The organism is Bradyrhizobium sp. HKCCYLRH1034 (assembly GCF_051168375.1).
GTDB lineage: Bacteria > Pseudomonadota > Alphaproteobacteria > Rhizobiales > Xanthobacteraceae > Bradyrhizobium.
Genome location: NZ_JBNPUW010000009.1, coordinates 1 through 15,810, shown reverse-complemented (window position 1 = coordinate 15,810; position 15,810 = coordinate 1). Strand labels below are relative to the sequence as shown.

The 15,810-nt window shown below is 65.9% G+C and carries 17 protein-coding genes; 13 read left to right on the top strand and 4 right to left on the bottom strand.

The annotated features are described in order from the left end of the window. The first annotated feature begins 40 nt into the window (after positions 1-40). The 5 genes from ACQR0W_RS21580 (at position 41) to ACQR0W_RS21560 (ending at position 3,749) form a co-directional block, all read left to right on the top strand. Positions 41-1,387 carry an ATP-binding protein gene (locus ACQR0W_RS21580; RefSeq protein ID WP_315825182.1) on the top strand — a complete coding sequence of 449 codons (1,347 nt, stop codon included), beginning with the start codon at positions 41-43 and terminating at the stop codon, positions 1,385-1,387. Between the two features lie 103 nt (positions 1,388-1,490). Then, positions 1,491-1,847 (top strand): hypothetical protein, encoded by a 357-nt coding sequence (locus tag ACQR0W_RS21575; protein WP_316187009.1) that lies wholly within the window; start codon positions 1,491-1,493, stop codon positions 1,845-1,847. A gap of 136 nt (positions 1,848-1,983) precedes the next feature. After that, the gene (locus ACQR0W_RS21570) at positions 1,984-2,172 is read left to right on the top strand and encodes a DUF2934 domain-containing protein (RefSeq protein WP_315713177.1); all 189 of its coding nucleotides are present in this window, start codon (positions 1,984-1,986) and stop codon (positions 2,170-2,172) included. Between the two features lie 26 nt (positions 2,173-2,198). Continuing rightward, on the top strand, positions 2,199-2,354 hold the full coding sequence (locus tag ACQR0W_RS21565; RefSeq protein WP_008961662.1) for a hypothetical protein: 156 nt from the start codon (positions 2,199-2,201) through the stop codon (positions 2,352-2,354). Positions 2,355-2,888: 534 nt separating this feature from the next. Beyond that, positions 2,889-3,749, top strand: a complete 861-nt coding sequence (locus tag ACQR0W_RS21560) for an SDR family oxidoreductase (protein WP_315713174.1) — start codon at positions 2,889-2,891, stop codon at positions 3,747-3,749. A gap of 81 nt (positions 3,750-3,830) precedes the next feature. Here the strand turns inward: ACQR0W_RS21560 and ACQR0W_RS21555 are convergent, their stop codons facing one another. Together ACQR0W_RS21555 and ACQR0W_RS21550 are read right to left on the bottom strand one after the other, a co-directional pair. After that, positions 3,831-4,073 carry a (2Fe-2S)-binding protein gene (locus ACQR0W_RS21555; RefSeq protein ID WP_315752825.1) on the bottom strand — a complete coding sequence of 81 codons (243 nt, stop codon included), beginning with the start codon at positions 4,071-4,073 and terminating at the stop codon, positions 3,831-3,833. A gap of 65 nt (positions 4,074-4,138) precedes the next feature. Continuing rightward, a complete protein-coding gene (locus tag ACQR0W_RS21550; RefSeq protein ID WP_315752826.1) occupies positions 4,139-4,993 on the bottom strand; it encodes a xanthine dehydrogenase in 855 nt (284 codons plus the stop codon). Positions 4,994-5,390: 397 nt separating this feature from the next. Between ACQR0W_RS21550 and ACQR0W_RS21545 the strand changes: the two genes are divergently transcribed. The 7 genes from ACQR0W_RS21545 (at position 5,391) to ACQR0W_RS21515 (ending at position 13,998) form a co-directional block, all read left to right on the top strand. After that, complete coding sequence (locus ACQR0W_RS21545; protein ID WP_315752827.1) at positions 5,391-6,239, top strand: SDR family NAD(P)-dependent oxidoreductase; 849 nt, start codon at positions 5,391-5,393, stop codon at positions 6,237-6,239. Between the two features lie 422 nt (positions 6,240-6,661). Then, a complete protein-coding gene (gene nifA / locus ACQR0W_RS21540; protein ID WP_316169753.1) occupies positions 6,662-8,401 on the top strand; it encodes a nif-specific transcriptional activator NifA in 1,740 nt (579 codons plus the stop codon). A 459-nt stretch (positions 8,402-8,860) separates the two neighbouring features. Next, positions 8,861-9,055 carry a 4Fe-4S dicluster domain-containing protein gene (locus ACQR0W_RS21535; RefSeq protein WP_008961670.1) on the top strand — a complete coding sequence of 65 codons (195 nt, stop codon included), beginning with the start codon at positions 8,861-8,863 and terminating at the stop codon, positions 9,053-9,055. A 38-nt stretch (positions 9,056-9,093) separates the two neighbouring features. After that, positions 9,094-10,614 (top strand): Fe-S cluster assembly protein SufB, encoded by a 1,521-nt coding sequence (gene sufB, locus ACQR0W_RS21530; RefSeq protein ID WP_315768880.1) that lies wholly within the window; start codon positions 9,094-9,096, stop codon positions 10,612-10,614. A 37-nt stretch (positions 10,615-10,651) separates the two neighbouring features. Continuing rightward, entirely contained in the window at positions 10,652-11,413 is a 762-nt protein-coding gene (gene sufC, locus ACQR0W_RS21525) for a Fe-S cluster assembly ATPase SufC (RefSeq protein WP_315752830.1), read from the top strand. Positions 11,414-11,427: 14 nt separating this feature from the next. Beyond that, positions 11,428-12,753 carry a Fe-S cluster assembly protein SufD gene (sufD, locus tag ACQR0W_RS21520; protein ID WP_316169752.1) on the top strand — a complete coding sequence of 442 codons (1,326 nt, stop codon included), beginning with the start codon at positions 11,428-11,430 and terminating at the stop codon, positions 12,751-12,753. A gap of 3 nt (positions 12,754-12,756) precedes the next feature. Further along, on the top strand, positions 12,757-13,998 hold the full coding sequence (locus tag ACQR0W_RS21515) for a cysteine desulfurase (RefSeq protein WP_316169751.1): 1,242 nt from the start codon (positions 12,757-12,759) through the stop codon (positions 13,996-13,998). 270 nt (positions 13,999-14,268) lie between these two features. On the opposite strand, the gene ACQR0W_RS21510 is transcribed toward ACQR0W_RS21515, so the two are convergent. Together ACQR0W_RS21510 and ACQR0W_RS21505 are read right to left on the bottom strand one after the other, a co-directional pair. Beyond that, positions 14,269-14,730, bottom strand: coding sequence for a SufE family protein (locus tag ACQR0W_RS21510; RefSeq protein WP_316169750.1), 462 nt, complete (start codon positions 14,728-14,730; stop codon positions 14,269-14,271). Positions 14,731-14,775: 45 nt separating this feature from the next. Further along, a complete protein-coding gene (locus ACQR0W_RS21505; protein WP_316169749.1) occupies positions 14,776-15,168 on the bottom strand; it encodes a response regulator in 393 nt (130 codons plus the stop codon). Between the two features lie 454 nt (positions 15,169-15,622). On the opposite strand from ACQR0W_RS21505, the gene ACQR0W_RS21500 reads away from it, so the two are divergent. After that, positions 15,623-15,810: AAA family ATPase (locus ACQR0W_RS21500; RefSeq protein ID WP_434840757.1), on the top strand; the 188-nt coding region annotated here is incomplete at its 3' end.

The following is a 15,810-nucleotide window of genomic DNA, read 5'->3' as shown; positions in this document are numbered from 1 at the left end:
GTGAGTGCGTATGAAACACGGTGGCCGTGGGGCGGAGAGAATGTGGCAGAATTGGTCGTTGCGGACCCGCATCAACGTGCTGCTGGCGCTGCTGCTGACGCTGGGCCTCGCCATCAACATCGGCCGTCTCGTGCTGGAGGCGGCGCCGCGCGTGCTGGCGGAGGACCAGAGCGTCATCCGCCTGACGCGGGCCTTTGTCGAGACCATCATGGACGAGGTCAACGACGCGCCGGATCCGAGCGCGCGCCTCGATCGGATCGTCGGCGATCTCCGACAGCTTCGTCACGTCAGCGTGAGACGGCAGGGCATGCCGGTGCAGACCCCGCCCTCTCCGGGCGTCGGCCGCGCGGCGCCGGCATGGTTCATCGCACTGGTGCATCCCGACAAGACCTCGGTGAGCATGCCGGTCATCGTCGCGGGGCGGAGCGAAACGCTGGTGATCACGTCGCACCCCGACGATGAGATCGCGGAAATCTGGGACGGCATCGTCACCCAGCTCGTCGTCGGCTCGCTGGTCGGGCTGGCGCTGTTTGCGATCACCATGCTCGTGGTCGGTCGCGCGCTGGCGCCGCTTTCGGATCTGTCGGACGCGATGAGCCAGATCGAGGCCGGCGCCTACGATACCCGCGTCAAGCCGGGCGGCGCGCCCGAGCTCGCGGCGCTCTGCGCCAAGCTCAACCATCTCGCCGGCGCGCTCGGTGAGGCGGTGGAGGAGAAGCGCCGCCTGGCCGAGCGCACGGTGTCGCTGCAGGACCACGAGCGCAAGGAGATCGCGCGCGAGCTGCACGACGAGTTCGGGCCGCATCTGTTCGCGCTGCGCGCCCATGCCAGCGCGCTGATGCGATTGCCGGACGCTGCGACGCTCGACGTCGCGGCGATGCGCCGTCACGGCCAGGCGATCCTCGACCAGGTCAACGCCGTGCAGCAGTTCAACCGCCGCATCCTCGAGCGGCTGCGGCCCGTGGGTCTCGCCGAGCTGGGCCTGCGCGAAGCGCTCGGCGCATTGGTGCGGCTGTGGCGGGAGTCGCGGCCCGAGGTCGCGATCGAGACCAGGTTCACCGACACGGTCGCGCGCAGCAATGAGACGGCGGAGCTGACGATCTACCGGGTGGTGCAGGAAGCGCTGACCAACGTGTTCCGCCACGCCGAGGCCACCACGGTCGACGTCACCATCGAGCCGCTGCAGCAGACGACGGCCGGTCATCGCCGCAGCTACACGCGGGTGCGCGTCCGCGACGACGGCCGCGGGTTCAGCCCGGAGCACAAGCTCGGATTCGGCCTCACCGGCATGCGCGAGCGGCTGCTGGCGCTCGGCGGCACGCTGACGGTGGCTTCTACCGGCACGGGCGTCACGATCGAGGCCATGGTGCCGGCGGATGCAGCGTGAGCCGTGGGCTAGGAACCAACGATCGGACGGCGCATTCAACGAGCTACTTGCAAGGGGCGTGAGCCGCAATCCGGAGCACGCGCCGGCAGCTCGCGGTGATCAGATGTCCAGAACCTTGCCTGTGCTGAGCGGCGCAGCCCTGCTGGCCGCGCTGTCGTTCCACAATGCCGTCGCGCGTGACGACGGCCGCTACGCCGACTCGCCGCTCAAGGGCTGGTTCGACAGCCTCAAGAGTGGTCGCGGCCCGTGCTGCTCGGACGCCGACGGCTTCGCGGTGTCCGATCCGGATTGGGACCTCGAAGGCACGCATTACCTGGTGCGGCTCGACGGTCAATGGATCGTCGTGCCGGACGATGCGGTCATCACGGAGCCCAACCGTGCCGGGCGCACCATGGTGTGGCCGATCAAGGGATCGCTCGGCACTTCCATCCGCTGCTTCATGCCGGGCAATCTGAGCTGAAGAGGCGGTGCGCCGCTTTCTCTCGCGCGCCGCTGCGGCGGATCGCCCGTGCGCGCCGTGCCTTGGAACTTCGTCTCGTTCGGATGATTGCCACGCAAGGTCATGCCACCGAGGCAGCCTCATGCGAGGGAGAACCATGGACCGGACCAGCGACACTGAACTTCAGGAGAGGATTCGCAGGCGCGCTCACCAGCTCTGGGAGCAGGCCGGCCGGCCCGACGGCCGCGAGGATGAGTTCTGGTATCAGGCCGAGCGTGAGATCGGCGAGATGAGCGAGCTTCACGACGAGGCGACGGCGCCGCCGCCGACAATCCTGCCGGGGTGAGTGCGAGCAGAAAAAAGGACGAACTGATGAGCAAGGAAACGCCGAAGGACGATCCGCGCCAGGAAAGCGACTGGGGCTCGATGAAGCAGACCGACAAGCCCTGGGCCGAGAAGCCCGAGAAGGAGCAGCGCTCGGAAGCGGCGAAGGACCTCGAGAAGTGGGGCGAGAGCAAAACGCATTGAGGTGGGCGGAGGTGGGCCGCTCTCGCGCGATCGATGAACTCCGGCAGGGTTGAGGAAGGCCTCGTTCAACCCGGCCGTCGTTGCGGGCCGCAGCGCTCCCTCTCCCCCCCTTCAAGGGAAGGAGGGAGGGGCGGCCGCAGCCGGGACCATGGCCCGTATTGCCTCAGCAAGGATGAGATGAACAAGGAGGAGATGAAGGCGTCTCTCCGTTGACGGGGACCCGTGCCGTCACGCGGTGTGACCCGGATCGACATCATCCGGCGTCTTCTTGTCGCGCTGCGGTGTCATCTTCGCCGGATCCGCTGCGCCCGGCACGCCGCGCGGGCCGAGCCGATCGCGCTGGATGTCGTCCTCGGAGCGGTCGGGCTCGCGTCCGTTGATGGGGAGGTCTTTTGCCGTCGCCTGATCCTCTCGCTGTTCGCATCAGGGCAATGCGCGCGGTGTGCTCACGTTCCGCGCGATCCGCGCGCCGCGGCAGCAGGAACGCCGCCGCGGCGCTGCGATTGAAGCTGCAGCAACCTGCAGGAGATCAAGATGTCCGATCATCATCCCAAACCGCCGTTTCCGCCGCAGTCACAGGCCATGCCGGGAACGACCGCGGCGATGCAGCCGCGGCCCGACCATGGCGAGGCCAGCTACAAGGGCTCGGGAAAACTGACCGGCAAGAAGGCCGTCATCACCGGCGGCGACAGCGGCATCGGCCGTGCGGTCGCGATCGCCTATGCGCGCGAGGGCGCCGACATCCTGATCGCCTACCTGCAGGAGCACGATGATGCCAGGGAAGTGAAAGCGCTGGTCGAGAAGGAGGGCCGCAAGGCGGTGCTGATGCCCGGCGACATCCAGGACCCCGCGCATTGCAGGGCCATCATCCGGCGCGCCGTCGATGAGCTCGGTGGCGTCGACATTCTCGTCAACAACGCCGCCCATCAGGCGACGTTCAGCGACATCGGCGACATCTCGGACGAAGAATGGGAGATGACGTTCCGCACCAACATCCATGCGATGTTCTATCTCGCCAAGGCGGCCGTGCCGCACATGAAGCCGGGGAGCGCGATCGTCAACACGGCCTCGGTCAATTCCGACATGCCCAATCCGACGCTGCTCGCCTACGCCACCACCAAGGGCGCGATCCAGAACTTCACCGCGGGTCTCGCCCAGATGCTGGCCGAGAAGGGCATCCGCGCCAACGCGGTGGCGCCTGGTCCGATCTGGACGCCATTGATCCCCTCGACCATGCCGGAGGAAAAGGTGAAGACGTTCGGCCAGCAGGTGCCGATGAAGCGCCCCGGCCAGCCGGCCGAGCTGGCCACCGCCTATGTGATGCTCGCCGATCCCCTGTCGAGCTACACGTCAGGGACGACGGTCGCCGTCACCGGCGGCAAGCCGTTCATCTGAGGACCAGTGCACATCGTCTGCTGTCGCATTTGTCCGATATCCGACAAGTCCGTGCGTCGGCACGTCATACGCATGCCGGTGCTACGCGGCGGACATCATCGCGCACGGCGCGGGCTCGGCCTGCACCGGCCACACCGCCGCAGCGGCCGTATCACCCTGCCGCTCGTCGAGAATCCGCTTCACCGAGCGCGAGCAGAGGCCGCATTGGACCGTGCAGCCGAGACAATCATACACTTGCGCCGGCGAGCCGAAGACGATGTCGGCCGCCGTGACGATGTCGCGAATGGCCGTGTCGCTGATGACGTTGCAGGAACAGATGATCATGGCTGTTGCTCGCTCCTGCAAACGATAAGCAACCGGGATGCCAAGGTCGGCGCGCACGGCGCGGGCTAGTCAGAATCGTTCGAAGCGACCTGATGCGCGGGCACGCTTGCGGTCGTCCCGATGCGGTTCGCGGCGTGCAGCCGTATTGCGGCCAACGTCGCCTGGGCGAGCGCCTGTCCCTGCGCATCGATCCCGGTCCACTGCGCATGACGGCCGCGGGAATCGATCTCGGCGAGCGCGACGCCGGCCGGCACGTCGCTGCCGTCGCGGACGATGCCGCGCAGGATGCCGTCATAGGGGGCCGTGACCGGTGCGCCGGAGAGATGGCCGATCACGAAGCCCTTGTAGATGCGCGTGCCGATCTCGATCGGGGTATGCCATCGGCCCTCATGCGGCGAATGCACCAGGCGCTCGACACCGACGAGCGCGCCGACGTCATCCGTTGCCAGCGTCCAGCCCTCGCGCACGATCTGGCCGAGCCGGCCCGGCCGAGTCTCGATTGCGATATCGCAATTGGCTGATGGCGAGAAGCCCGGACCGATGCCGATCGAGAGCCGCGTCATGCCGCGCAAATTCGGGGTCACCGCGCGCCGCTGCATCCGCGCGTCGATCAGGACGTCGATGGTACGGACCGGCAGGAGATCGAGCAACCCGAGTGGAGTGACAAGGACGTGCCGGGGATTGCCGAGCGCCTTGAACACCTCCATCGTGCTCTCGATGCGCTCGCCCGTCACGTTCTCGATGCGGACCGTGTCGCCGAACAGGGCGTCGTGAAACGCCATCTTACGGCGCATGACCGGCGGATTGGGATCATGCGACAGCACCACGCAGAAGCCCGCACGATGCAGATGCACGCCGATCGCCGACGCGACATCGTTGGTCCCGAGGACCACGGCGAAGCGCACTGCATTCGTCCCCATGTCCTGGTCCATACGGTGTTGGCGTCTCGTGGCTGTCGGTCGTGCGACTGACAAGCGGTCTTCCAGTTCGAATGATCAGATCCGTGGAGCAAGAGTTGGACCATCAGGCATCGTTCTGAAAACGATCGCTCTGTGAAGGTCCTGCAAAGGACGCGGCACAAAAGCCGACGCTGGATGTGTCCAGAACCCGCCAATCTGTCGCGAACCCGACAGGAAAAGCTGCTTTGCCCGCCGTTTTCGCTGGCCCGGAATCTGCACAACCAGCGCATGGCGATACCCCTGGTATTTCCGATCGTTACGGAGCCTGCGCCCAGATCACGTCTGCGGCAAAGGCAGCAGCCGAAGCTTGGCAGCCGGCGTCCTGGTGGCGTTGCGGCGCAGGATCAGGACGGATGAGGTGAGCCTCGATCTCGACCAGGACGTCCGCGATCCCGCCATGGAGGCGGCTCAGACCATCACGGCGTGCCCGTTCCATCGAGACGTGGCGGCCGCCGAGCGGCCCGCGCGCGCCGAGCAGAAAACGCTCGTGCTGACCGGCGGCTCGCGCGGCATCGGTCATGCGACCGCAAAGCTGTTCTCCGACGCCGGCTGGCGCATCATCACCTGCTCGCGCCAGCCGTTCGACGGCGGCCGCTGTCCGTGGGACGCCGGTCCCGACAACCACGTCCAGGTCGATCTGAGCGATCGCAAGGCGATCCCGCGTGCGATTGCCGACATCAAGCAGCGGCTCGACGGCGCGCCGCTGCATGCCCTGATCAACAATGCGGCGATCTCGCCGAAGGCCGAGGACGGTGGCCGGCTGGATTCGCTCGCGACCTCGGTCGAGACCTGGATGACCGTCTTTCACGTCAACTTTCTCGGACCGATCCTGCTCGCGCGCGGGCTGTTCGAGGAGCTGAAGCGCGGGCAGGGCGCGGTCGTCAACGTGACGTCGATCGTCGGCACCCGCGTCCATCCGTTTGCGGGCACTGCCTATGCGACCTCGAAGGCGGCGCTCGCCTGCCTGACCCGCGAGATGGCGCACGATTTCGCGCCGCATGGCATCCGCGTCAACGCCATCGCCCCAGGCGAGATCAAGACCGAGATGGTGTCGCCGGAGACCGAGGCGCGGTTCTCGCCGCTGATTCCGATGCGCCGGATCGGCGCGCCGGAAGAGGTCGCCAAGGTGCTGTTCTTCCTGTGCTCGGATGCGGCGAGCTACGTGACCGGCGAGGAGATTCAGATCAATGGGGGGCAGCACCTCTAGGTTGATCACCGCCGCGCGCGGCCGACACGCGGATGTGAACGCGTCATGCCGTGGCTGGCCGCAAGGAGACGAGCGGCGGGCCGCAAGTGGAAAGTTGGTGTTCAGGTGTCGTCCGTTGCGATCCGGTCGCAAACAGGCCGGCGGATGCGCAGCTATCAGGTGTCGAGTAGACAACGCGAAATCGTCAGGCGCACCGTTTTGCCGCCCGTGCGGACGTGCAATGCACGCATCGCGACGGGTGTAAACTAATTTGTTAACATCATGAAAGCCTGCAGCTTTTCTAGCCTGTCCGTTGCACACTACTTCTGCGGCAATGCAGCAAAGTTAGGCACGACAATCATCTGCAGTTAAGGGAGGATGTTAGAACACCTACAATCACGGGCGGCTTCACCAAGGCGTTCGTGACGATCAGAGAAGCGACCATGGTCCAAACGGAAGCACGTCAGGTCGAAGCTCAGGACGTCAGGTCCAACGCCGCGCCGATCCCGCTCAGCGAGATCGCGCTGACCGGAATTTTCGAAATCTCGAAAATCCTCGCCGCGCCGACGCGGCTGGAGATCACCCTCGCCAACGTCGTCAACCTGCTGCAGTCCTTCATGCAGATGCGCCACGGCGTGGTGTCGCTGCTCGCCGATGACGGCATTCCCGATCTCGCAGTCGGGGCCGGGTGGAGCGAAGGCAGCGATCAGCGCTATCGCGAACGTCTGCCGCAGAAGGCGATCGACCAGATCGTCGCCACCGCCGTGCCGCTGATCGCGGAGAACGTCGCCGATCATCCCGCCTTCAGCGCCGCCGACGCGGTCACGCTCGGCGCCTGCGCCGACACCCGCGTCTCCTTCCTCGGCGTTCCCATCCGCATCGACCAGCGCGTCGTCGGCACGCTGACGATCGACCGTGTCTGGGACGGCCGCGCCGTGTTCCGGCTCGATTCCGACGTCCGCTTCCTGACCATGGTCGCCAACCTGATCGGCCAGACCATCAAGCTTCATCGGGTCGTCGCGCGGGACCGCGAGCGGCTGATGGCGGAAAGCCACCGGCTGCAGAAGGAGCTGTCGGAGCTGAAGCCGGCGCCGAAGGATCGCAAGAAGGTGCTGGTCGACGGCATCGTCGGCGACAGCCCGGCGCTGCGCGCGTTGTTGGAAAAGATCAACGTCGTCGCCAAGTCGAATGCGCCGGTGCTGTTGCGGGGCGAATCCGGCACCGGCAAGGAGCTGGTGGCGAAGGCGATCCATGAACTGTCCAATCGCGCGAAGCGGCCGTTCATCAAGATCAACTGCGCCGCATTGCCGGAGACGGTGCTGGAGTCGGAGCTGTTCGGCCACGAGAAGGGCGCCTTCACCGGTGCGATCAACGCGCGCAAAGGCCGCTTCGAGCTGGCCGACAAGGGCACCTTGTTCCTCGACGAGATCGGCGAGATCTCGCCGGCGTTCCAGGCCAAGCTCTTGCGGGTGTTGCAGGAGCAGGAGTTCGAGCGCGTCGGCGGCAACCAGACCATCAAGGTCGATGTCCGCATCGTCACCGCCACCAACCGCAACCTCGAGGAGGCGGTGTCGCGCAACGAGTTCCGCGCCGACCTCTACTACCGGATCAGCGTGGTGCCCATCAAACTGCCGCCGCTGCGCGAGCGTCGCAGCGACATTCCGCAGCTGGCGCGCGAGTTCCTGCGCCGCTTCAATTGCGAGAACGAGCGCGATCTGACGTTCGACGTCAGCGCGATCGAGGTGCTGATGCATTGCGGCTTCCCCGGCAACGTGCGCGAGCTGGAGAACTGCGTGCAACGGACCGCGACCATGGCGACGGGCTCGGCGATCGGTATGGACGACTTCGCCTGCAGCCGCAACGAGTGCATGTCGGCGATCCTGTGGAAGGGCAACACGGTGACCCCGCCGCCGCCGCGCGGCCAGCCGATCGTGCCGCTGCCGATCCTGCCGCGGACCTCGGCGCCGGTCGAGGCTCCCGTCGAGTTGCCGGCGATCGATGCCGATGACGGCGAGTATTCCGATAGTTCGGAGGGCGGCGCCGTGCCGGAGCGCGACCGAATCGTGCAGGCGATGGAGCGGTCCGGCTGGGTCCAGGCCAAGGCCGCCCGCCTGCTCGGCCTCACGCCGCGTCAGATCGGCTACGCGCTGAAGAAGCACAACATCGAGGTCAAGCGGTTCTGAGCGGCGCGGCTTGATGGGATCGAAGGGCGCGCAGTAGCGCGCCCTTCTTCGTTTGGACTTTGACGCTCCGGCGTTGCCCCAATCTCCTCCGTCATTCCGGGGCGACGCACGCGCGAAGCGCGACGAGCCGGAATCCATTTCGCCGCGCGATCTGCCGCACGGTGGATTCCGGGCTCGTGCTGCGCACGCCCCGGAATGACGGAGGAGCGACCTGGGTCACGACCGGCGTTCGCGCGCGAGGTGACATCGGACAATTGCGCAGTGAGACCTCGACTCCGACGACACGCTGCTCCCGCCCTGTCGCACTTGCGACATGCTGTCGGGAGAGCGACAGCTCGCCGCGACCTGCGACGTTTAGAATCCTCCTTAGAAATCAACCAAATGCTCTCTGGCACGGCGCTTGAAAGATATCGCGCGAATGACATCGCTCGATGTCGCACGGATCGCGGGGAGCTGCACATGGCCTACAAGATCATCGCCTCACAATGCACGGTCTGCGGGGCCTGCGAGTTCGAGTGCCCGAATGCGGCCATTCGGCTCAAGAACGACATGTACATCATCGATCCGAAGAAGTGCACGGAGTGCGAGGGCCACTTCGATGCGCCGCAATGCGCCGCCGTCTGTCCGGTGCCGGACACCTGCGTCCCCGCTTGACGCGGGCCGCGGCGGAAACATTGCAAGCGGAGTGAGAGATGGCAGCGGTTCAGGAGACCATTGATCGGGTCAAGGGCATCGACGTCGATCAATATCGCTACGGGTTCGAGACCGTCATCGAATCCGAGAAGGCTCCGAAGGGGCTGTCGGAAGACACCATCCGCTTCATCTCGGCCAAGAAGAACGAGCCGGCCTGGATGCTGGAATGGCGGCTGGAGGCGTATCGCCGCTGGCTGACCATGACGGAGCCGAGCTGGGCGCGTGTCGGATACCCGAAGATCGACTATCAGGATCTCTATTACTACGCGGCGCCGAAGCCGAAGAAGAAGGTGGCCTCGCTCGACGAGATCGACCCGGAGATCCTCAAGACCTACGAGAAGCTCGGCATTCCCCTGCGCGAGGTCGAGATCCTCGAAGGCGTCGAGCGCCCGGCTGGAGGCGCGGAAGCCGACGCCGATGGCGAGGCGGCCACGCCGCGCAGCAAGATCGCGGTCGATGCCGTGTTCGATTCGGTCTCGGTGGCGACGACCTTCAAGGAGGAGCTGAAGAAGGCCGGCGTGATCTTCATGCCAATCTCCGAGGCGCTGCGCGAGCATCCGGACCTGGTGCAGAAATATCTCGGAACGGTCGTGCCGACGACCGACAATTATTTCGCGACGCTCAACTCGGCGGTGTTCTCCGACGGTTCGTTCGTCTACATCCCGCCGGGCGTGCGCTGCCCGATGGAGCTGTCCACGTATTTCCGCATCAACGAGCGCAACACCGGCCAGTTCGAGCGCACGCTGATCATCGCCGACAAGGGTGCCTACGTCTCCTATCTCGAGGGCTGCACGGCACCCCAGCGCGACGAGAACCAGCTGCACGCCGCCGTGGTCGAGCTGGTCGCGCTGGATGATGCCGAGATCAAGTACTCGACGGTGCAGAACTGGTACCCTGGCAATTCGGAGGGCGTCGGCGGCATCTATAATTTCGTCACCAAGCGCGGCGACTGCCGCGGCACCAATTCCAAGATCTCCTGGACCCAGGTCGAGACGGGATCGGCGATCACGTGGAAATATCCGAGCTGCATCCTGCGCGGCGACAATTCCAGCGGCGAGTTCTACTCGATCGCGATCTCCAACGGCTTCCAGCAGGTCGACAGCGGCACCAAAATGATCCATCTCGGCAAGAACACGTCGAGCCGGATCATCTCCAAGGGCATCGCCGCCGGAAAGTCGCAGAACACCTATCGCGGCCTCGTCAGCGCCCATCGCAAGGCCTCTGGCGCCCGCAACTTCACCGCCTGCGATTCGCTGCTGATCGGCGACAAATGCGGCGCGCACACCGTACCCTACATCGAGGCCAAGAACTCGTCGGCGGTGTTCGAGCACGAGGCGACGACGTCCAAGATCTCTGAGGACGTGCTGTTCTACTGCATCCAGCGCGGTCTGTCGCAGGAAGAGGCGGTTGGGCTCGTCGTCAACGGCTTCGTCAAGGACGTGCTGCAGCAGCTGCCGATGGAGTTCGCGGTCGAGGCGCAGAAGCTGATCTCGATCTCGCTGGAAGGTTCGGTTGGATGACGGCGTCGCGCGGCGACAACATCACAAGGAGTGTTCGATGACGGCCTTGCTCGAAATCAAGGGGCTCCATGCCGAGATCGCCGGCGGACGGAAGATCATCCAGGGCCTGGACCTGACCGTGAACAAGGGCGAGATCCACGCCATCATGGGGCCGAACGGTGCCGGCAAGTCGACGCTGTCCTACGTGCTCGCCGGCAAGCCCGGCTACGAGGTCACCGCCGGTGAGGTCTATCTCAACGGCGAGGACCTCTTGGCAATGGAGGCCGATGAGCGCGCCGCCAAGGGCGTGTTCCTGGCGTTCCAATATCCGCTGGAGATCCCGGGTGTCGCGACCTTGACGTTCCTGCGGGCCGCCTTCAACGCCCAGCGGAAGGCGCGCGGCGAAGAGGAGCTGTCGTCGCCGGATCTTATCAAGCGCGTGCGCGAGATCGCCAAGACGCTCAACATCGACGCCGACATGCTGAAGCGGCCGCTCAATGTCGGCTTCTCCGGCGGCGAGAAGAAGCGCAACGAGACCCTGCAGATGGCGCTGCTGCAGCCCTCGCTCTGCGTGCTCGACGAGACTGACTCCGGTCTCGACATCGACGCGCTGAAGGTGGTCGCCAGCGGCGTCAATGCGCTGCGCTCGGCCGAGCGGGGCATGATCGTCATCACCCACTATCAGCGGCTGCTCGACTACATCGTGCCCGACATCGTTCACGTCTTCGCGGCGGGCCGCATCGTCCGCACCGGGACCGCGGACCTCGCGCGCGAGCTCGAGGCGACCGGTTACGCCCAGTATCAGAGCGAAGCGGCGTAGGGCGGAGCACGAGCATGGGCGTCGCGATCCGCAAGACCAAGGCCGAGCTCGGGCTGGCCGATCTGTACCAGGGCGCCCGCCGTTATCTGCCGGGCGGCGAGGAGATCACGGCGGTGCGCGCCGCCGCTTTTGACCGCTTCAACGCGGTCGGCCTGCCGCATCGGCGCGTCGAGGCGTGGCGCTACACCGATCTGCGCACGCAGATGAAGGAGGCCAAGCGGCTGGCCTCGCTGCCCGATGACGCCGCCAAGACCAAGGCGCGCGAGGCGAGCGACCTGTTCGCGGGCACTGGCTTCCGCAAGCTGATGATCGTTGACGGTGCCTTCGTGCCCGAGCTGTCCGACCTCGCCGATCTCGGGCCCGGCCTCACCATCCAGCCGATGGCCGACGCGCTCGCGGCCGACAAGCCGCTGCTGTCGCAGCGGCTCGGTCCGGTCGTGCCGGACGACGATCCGGCGCTGGCGCTCAACACCGCGCTGGCTGCCAATGGCGTCGTGATCCTGGTGGCGCCGGGCACGGCGCTGAGCCGGCCAATCCACGTCGCGTTCGTCACGACGAACTGGGTCGCAACCTCGATGTACACGCGGTCGCTGGTCAATATCGGAACTGGGGCCAGCGCCACCATCGTCGAGTCGCATCAGGGGCCCGACGGCAGCGAATATCAGGTCAACACCGCGATGCAGCTCGTCGTCGGCGACGAGGCGCGGATCGACCATGTCAAGGTGACCCGGGAGGGCAACAGCGCGCTGCACATCTCCTCGCTGCTCGCCAATATCGGCGCGCGCGCGACCTTCAATCAGCTCGGCTTCGTCGCCGGCGGCAGCCTGGTGCGCAACCAGCTGTTCGTGCACATCGCGGGCGAGGGCACCGTAGCCGACATCCGCGGCGGATCGCTGCTGTCCGGCGCCCAGCATGCCGACACGACCTTGGCGATCGAGCATGCCGCCGAGAACTGCCAGAGCCGCGAGACCATCAAGGCTGTCGTCGGCGACACCGCGCGCGCGGTGTTCCAGGGCAAGATCACGGTCAGCCCCGGCGCGCAGAAGACCGACGCCAAGATGATGTCACGGGCGCTGCTGTTGTCCGACGAGGCCGAAGCCGACAGCAAGCCGGAGCTCGAAATCTTCGCCGACGATGTGCAATGCGGCCACGGCACCACGACCGGCGCGATCGATGACGAGCTGCTGTTCTATCTGATGGCGCGCGGCATTCCGCCGAAGGAAGCCAAGGCGCTGCTGATCCAGGCCTTCGTCGGCGAGATCATCGAGGGCGCCGCCAATGAGAGCGTGCGGGCGGCGCTGACGGAGGCGATGCTGGGCTGGCTCGGACAACGGGAGTAGGTGATGCATGCAGCGGTGCAGGGAAGCGGCTACGACGTTGGCCGCATCCGCGCGGATTTCCCGATCCTCGGCATGCAGGTCCACGGCAAGCCGCTGGTCTATCTCGACAACGCCGCGTCAGCGCAGAAGCCGCAGGCGGTGCTTGACCGGATGAACCAGGTCTACACGTCCGAATACGCCAACGTGCATCGCGGCCTGCATTATCTCGCGAACGCCGCCACCGAGGCCTACGAGGGCGCCCGCGCCAAGGTCGCGACGTTCCTCAATGCCGAAAGTCCGGAGCAGATCATCTTCACGCGCGGCGCCACCGAGGCGGTCAATCTGGTGGCGCAGACCTTCGGGCGCGAGCGGATCGGGCCGGGCGACGAGATCGTGCTGTCGATCATGGAGCACCACGCCAACATCATCCCCTGGCATTTCCTCCGGGAGCGGCAGGGCGCCGTGATCAAATGGGCTCCCGTCGACGGCGACGGCAACTTCCTGCTCGACGAGTTCGAGAAGCTGCTGACGCCGCGCACCAGGATGGTGGCGATGACGCAGATGTCGAACGTGCTCGGCACGGTGGTCCCGGTCAAGGAGGTCATCCGCATCGCGCATGACCGCGGCATTCCGGTGCTGATCGACGGCTCCCAGGCCGCCGTGCACATGGAGGTCGACGTCAGGGATCTCGACGCGGACTTCTACTGCATCACCGGGCACAAGATCTATGGCCCGACCGGCATCGGCGCGCTCTACGGCAAGCGTGAGCTGCTGGCGGCGATGCCGCCGTTCAACGGCGGCGGCGAGATGATCCGCGAGGTGTCGCGGGACCGGGTCACCTACGGCGATCCGCCGCACCGCTTCGAGGCGGGCACGCCGCCGATCGTGGAGGCCGCCGGGCTGGGCGCCGCGATCGACTACGTTGCCTCGATCGGCAAGCAGCGCATCGCGGCGCATGAGCATGATCTCGTCACCTACGCCACCGAGCAGCTGCGCGAAATCAACTCGCTGCGCATCATCGGCAACGCCGCCGACAAGGGGGCCATCGTCTCGTTCGAGATGCAGGGCGCCCACGCCCACGACTTCGCCACCGTCATCGACCGCTCCGGCGTCGCGGTCCGCGCCGGCACCCATTGCGCCATGCCGCTGCTGGAGCGTTTTGGCGTCACCGCAACCTGCCGCGCGTCGTTCGCGATGTACAACACGCGCGACGAGGTGGATGTGCTGGTCCGTGCGCTGAAGAAGGCACAGGAGTTTTTCTCTTAAGAGCACTCGCTCCGTCCTGGCAGAGTTCCTACTGACTCGCATCTGGCGAGTTGGAATCGAGCATTCGCCAAGCTGGCGGTGCGCTCCCTCGCCCCGCTTGCGGGGAGAGGGTTGGGGTGAGGGGGACTCCCCACACGCACCAGACTCGCGGAGAGTCCCCCTCACCCGGATTGCATCTTCGATGCAATCCGGCCTCTCCCCGCACGCGGGGAGAGGCGAAGACTGAGTGTGCCGCGCTATAGCGGCTTCATCAAAGCAACAAATCAAAACCTACGCCGCCGCAGCCATCGCCGCCTGCGCATCGGCCTTGATGCGGCTGACCATCGAGCGGAAGCCGTTGGAGCGCTGGGGCGTGAGATGCTCGCGCAGGCCCAGCTTCTCGAACAGGGCGATCGGATCGGCGGCGAGAACGTCCGGCGCGGTGCGGCCGGAGACCATCGCCAGGAGGATCGCGACCAGGCCACGCACGATGTGCGCGTCGCTGTCGCCGACGAAATGCAGCACCGGCGTTGCGGCGTCGTGCCGCACGGTGGTGGCGAGCCAGACCTGGCTGGTGCAGCCTTGCACCTTGTTGCCATCATTGCGGTCGATGTCAGGCAGCGGCGGCAGGCCGCGGCCGAGCTCGATCACGTAGCGGTAGCGGTCGTCCCAGTCGTCGAGCAGCGCGAAATTCTCGACGATGTCCTCGATGTCCGGTATCCCCGGCGTCGCAGTCTGGGTCATCCTCAACATCATCCTCTCCTCGTCATCGGCCGATCTCCGTAGATGCGGGGCCAGCTATGCCGTCATGTCCGGCTCGCTGCCGCGCCGCGCCAGCACGGAATCGACCGCGTGCGTGACGCCGTCGAAGGTGATTGGCTTGGCGATGATGGCTTCCGCGCCATGCCGCAGGCCGGCCAGCGCGAGCGGCGACCGGGTCGATCCCGCGACCACGATGATGCCGGCCTGATGCATCTTCCGGGCGAGCATGCCGACCGTCTCGGCGCCGTCGTCCTCCAAGATGCTCATCCCGATGAGGACGGCGTCGGGCGAGGTCCGTGCCGCCTTGGTCAAAGCATCGGCGGTCTCCGCGAAGGTGAAGGTCTCGTGACGCTCACTGAGAATGTAGCCGAGCGCCGAGCGGATCACCTGATCGGCTTCAATGACAAAGACGCGCGCCTTGCTCGCCATCAAAAGTACTCCTGCTGGCCCGTTCGAAAGCGGGTTTGATCTGCATCAAGCAAACTCCGTACCGCCGCTCCTGACCGGCCCCCCGCGAGCGCTCCGCGGTGTTCTCTACGGAAGCGCCGCTCGGAGCCGCGGCGGCATGTGTCGTTTCGGACAGCACGGCGCGGGAGCGTCGGGTGAAAACCCCCGATGTCGGATTTGCAACAAGTCCATCCTAGCGCCGAGCTTGGCCGCATCTCTTTCAAAACATGGCCTTTTTAACGATTCCAAAGCTCTGGCACAGCCGTTGCAAAACTGGGCTCAGGCAATGGTTGAGGGCTGAGTGCACGCCGACGCTTCGGACGAGCGATGCTCTCCTTCCCAATAACCCGTCTGCCGGTTCGGACACACAGAGGACGCGGTCACGCCTCGCGAGCAGCGCGGGCGCGACATTGGCAATCGGTTGATGGAGAGCAGAATGTCATCACTTCGACAAATCGCATTCTACGGCAAGGGCGGCATCGGCAAATCGACGACGTCGCAGAACACGCTCGCGGCGCTCGCCGAGATGGGTCATCGGATCCTGATCGTCGGCTGCGACCCCAAGGCGGATTCGACCCGCCTGATCCTGCACGCCAAGGCGCAGGACACGATCCTGAGCCTGGC

Bases quoted from the DNA above. Each gene is read 5' to 3' on its own strand.
- ACQR0W_RS21575 (WP_316187009.1), top strand. From the start codon at position 1,491: ATGTCCAGAACCTTGCCTGTGCTGAGCGGCGCAGCCCTGCTGGCCGCG.
- ACQR0W_RS21570 (WP_315713177.1), top strand. From the start codon at position 1,984: ATGGACCGGACCAGCGACACTGAACTTCAGGAGAGGATTCGCAGGCGC.
- ACQR0W_RS21565 (WP_008961662.1), top strand. From the start codon at position 2,199: ATGAGCAAGGAAACGCCGAAGGACGATCCGCGCCAGGAAAGCGACTGG.
- ACQR0W_RS21535 (WP_008961670.1), top strand. From the start codon at position 8,861: ATGGCCTACAAGATCATCGCCTCACAATGCACGGTCTGCGGGGCCTGC.
- sufD (WP_316169752.1), top strand. From the start codon at position 11,428: ATGGGCGTCGCGATCCGCAAGACCAAGGCCGAGCTCGGGCTGGCCGAT.
- ACQR0W_RS21580 (WP_315825182.1), top strand. From the start codon at position 41: ATGTGGCAGAATTGGTCGTTGCGGACCCGCATCAACGTGCTGCTGGCG.
- ACQR0W_RS21505 (WP_316169749.1), bottom strand. From the start codon at position 15,168: ATGGCGAGCAAGGCGCGCGTCTTTGTCATTGAAGCCGATCAGGTGATC.
- ACQR0W_RS21510 (WP_316169750.1), bottom strand. From the start codon at position 14,730: ATGTTGAGGATGACCCAGACTGCGACGCCGGGGATACCGGACATCGAG.
- ACQR0W_RS21555 (WP_315752825.1), bottom strand. From the start codon at position 4,073: ATGATCATCTGTTCCTGCAACGTCATCAGCGACACGGCCATTCGCGAC.
- ACQR0W_RS21560 (WP_315713174.1), top strand. From the start codon at position 2,889: ATGTCCGATCATCATCCCAAACCGCCGTTTCCGCCGCAGTCACAGGCC.
- ACQR0W_RS21515 (WP_316169751.1), top strand. From the start codon at position 12,757: ATGCATGCAGCGGTGCAGGGAAGCGGCTACGACGTTGGCCGCATCCGC.
- sufC (WP_315752830.1), top strand. From the start codon at position 10,652: ATGACGGCCTTGCTCGAAATCAAGGGGCTCCATGCCGAGATCGCCGGC.
- ACQR0W_RS21550 (WP_315752826.1), bottom strand. From the start codon at position 4,993: ATGGGGACGAATGCAGTGCGCTTCGCCGTGGTCCTCGGGACCAACGAT.
- sufB (WP_315768880.1), top strand. From the start codon at position 9,094: ATGGCAGCGGTTCAGGAGACCATTGATCGGGTCAAGGGCATCGACGTC.
- nifA (WP_316169753.1), top strand. From the start codon at position 6,662: ATGGTCCAAACGGAAGCACGTCAGGTCGAAGCTCAGGACGTCAGGTCC.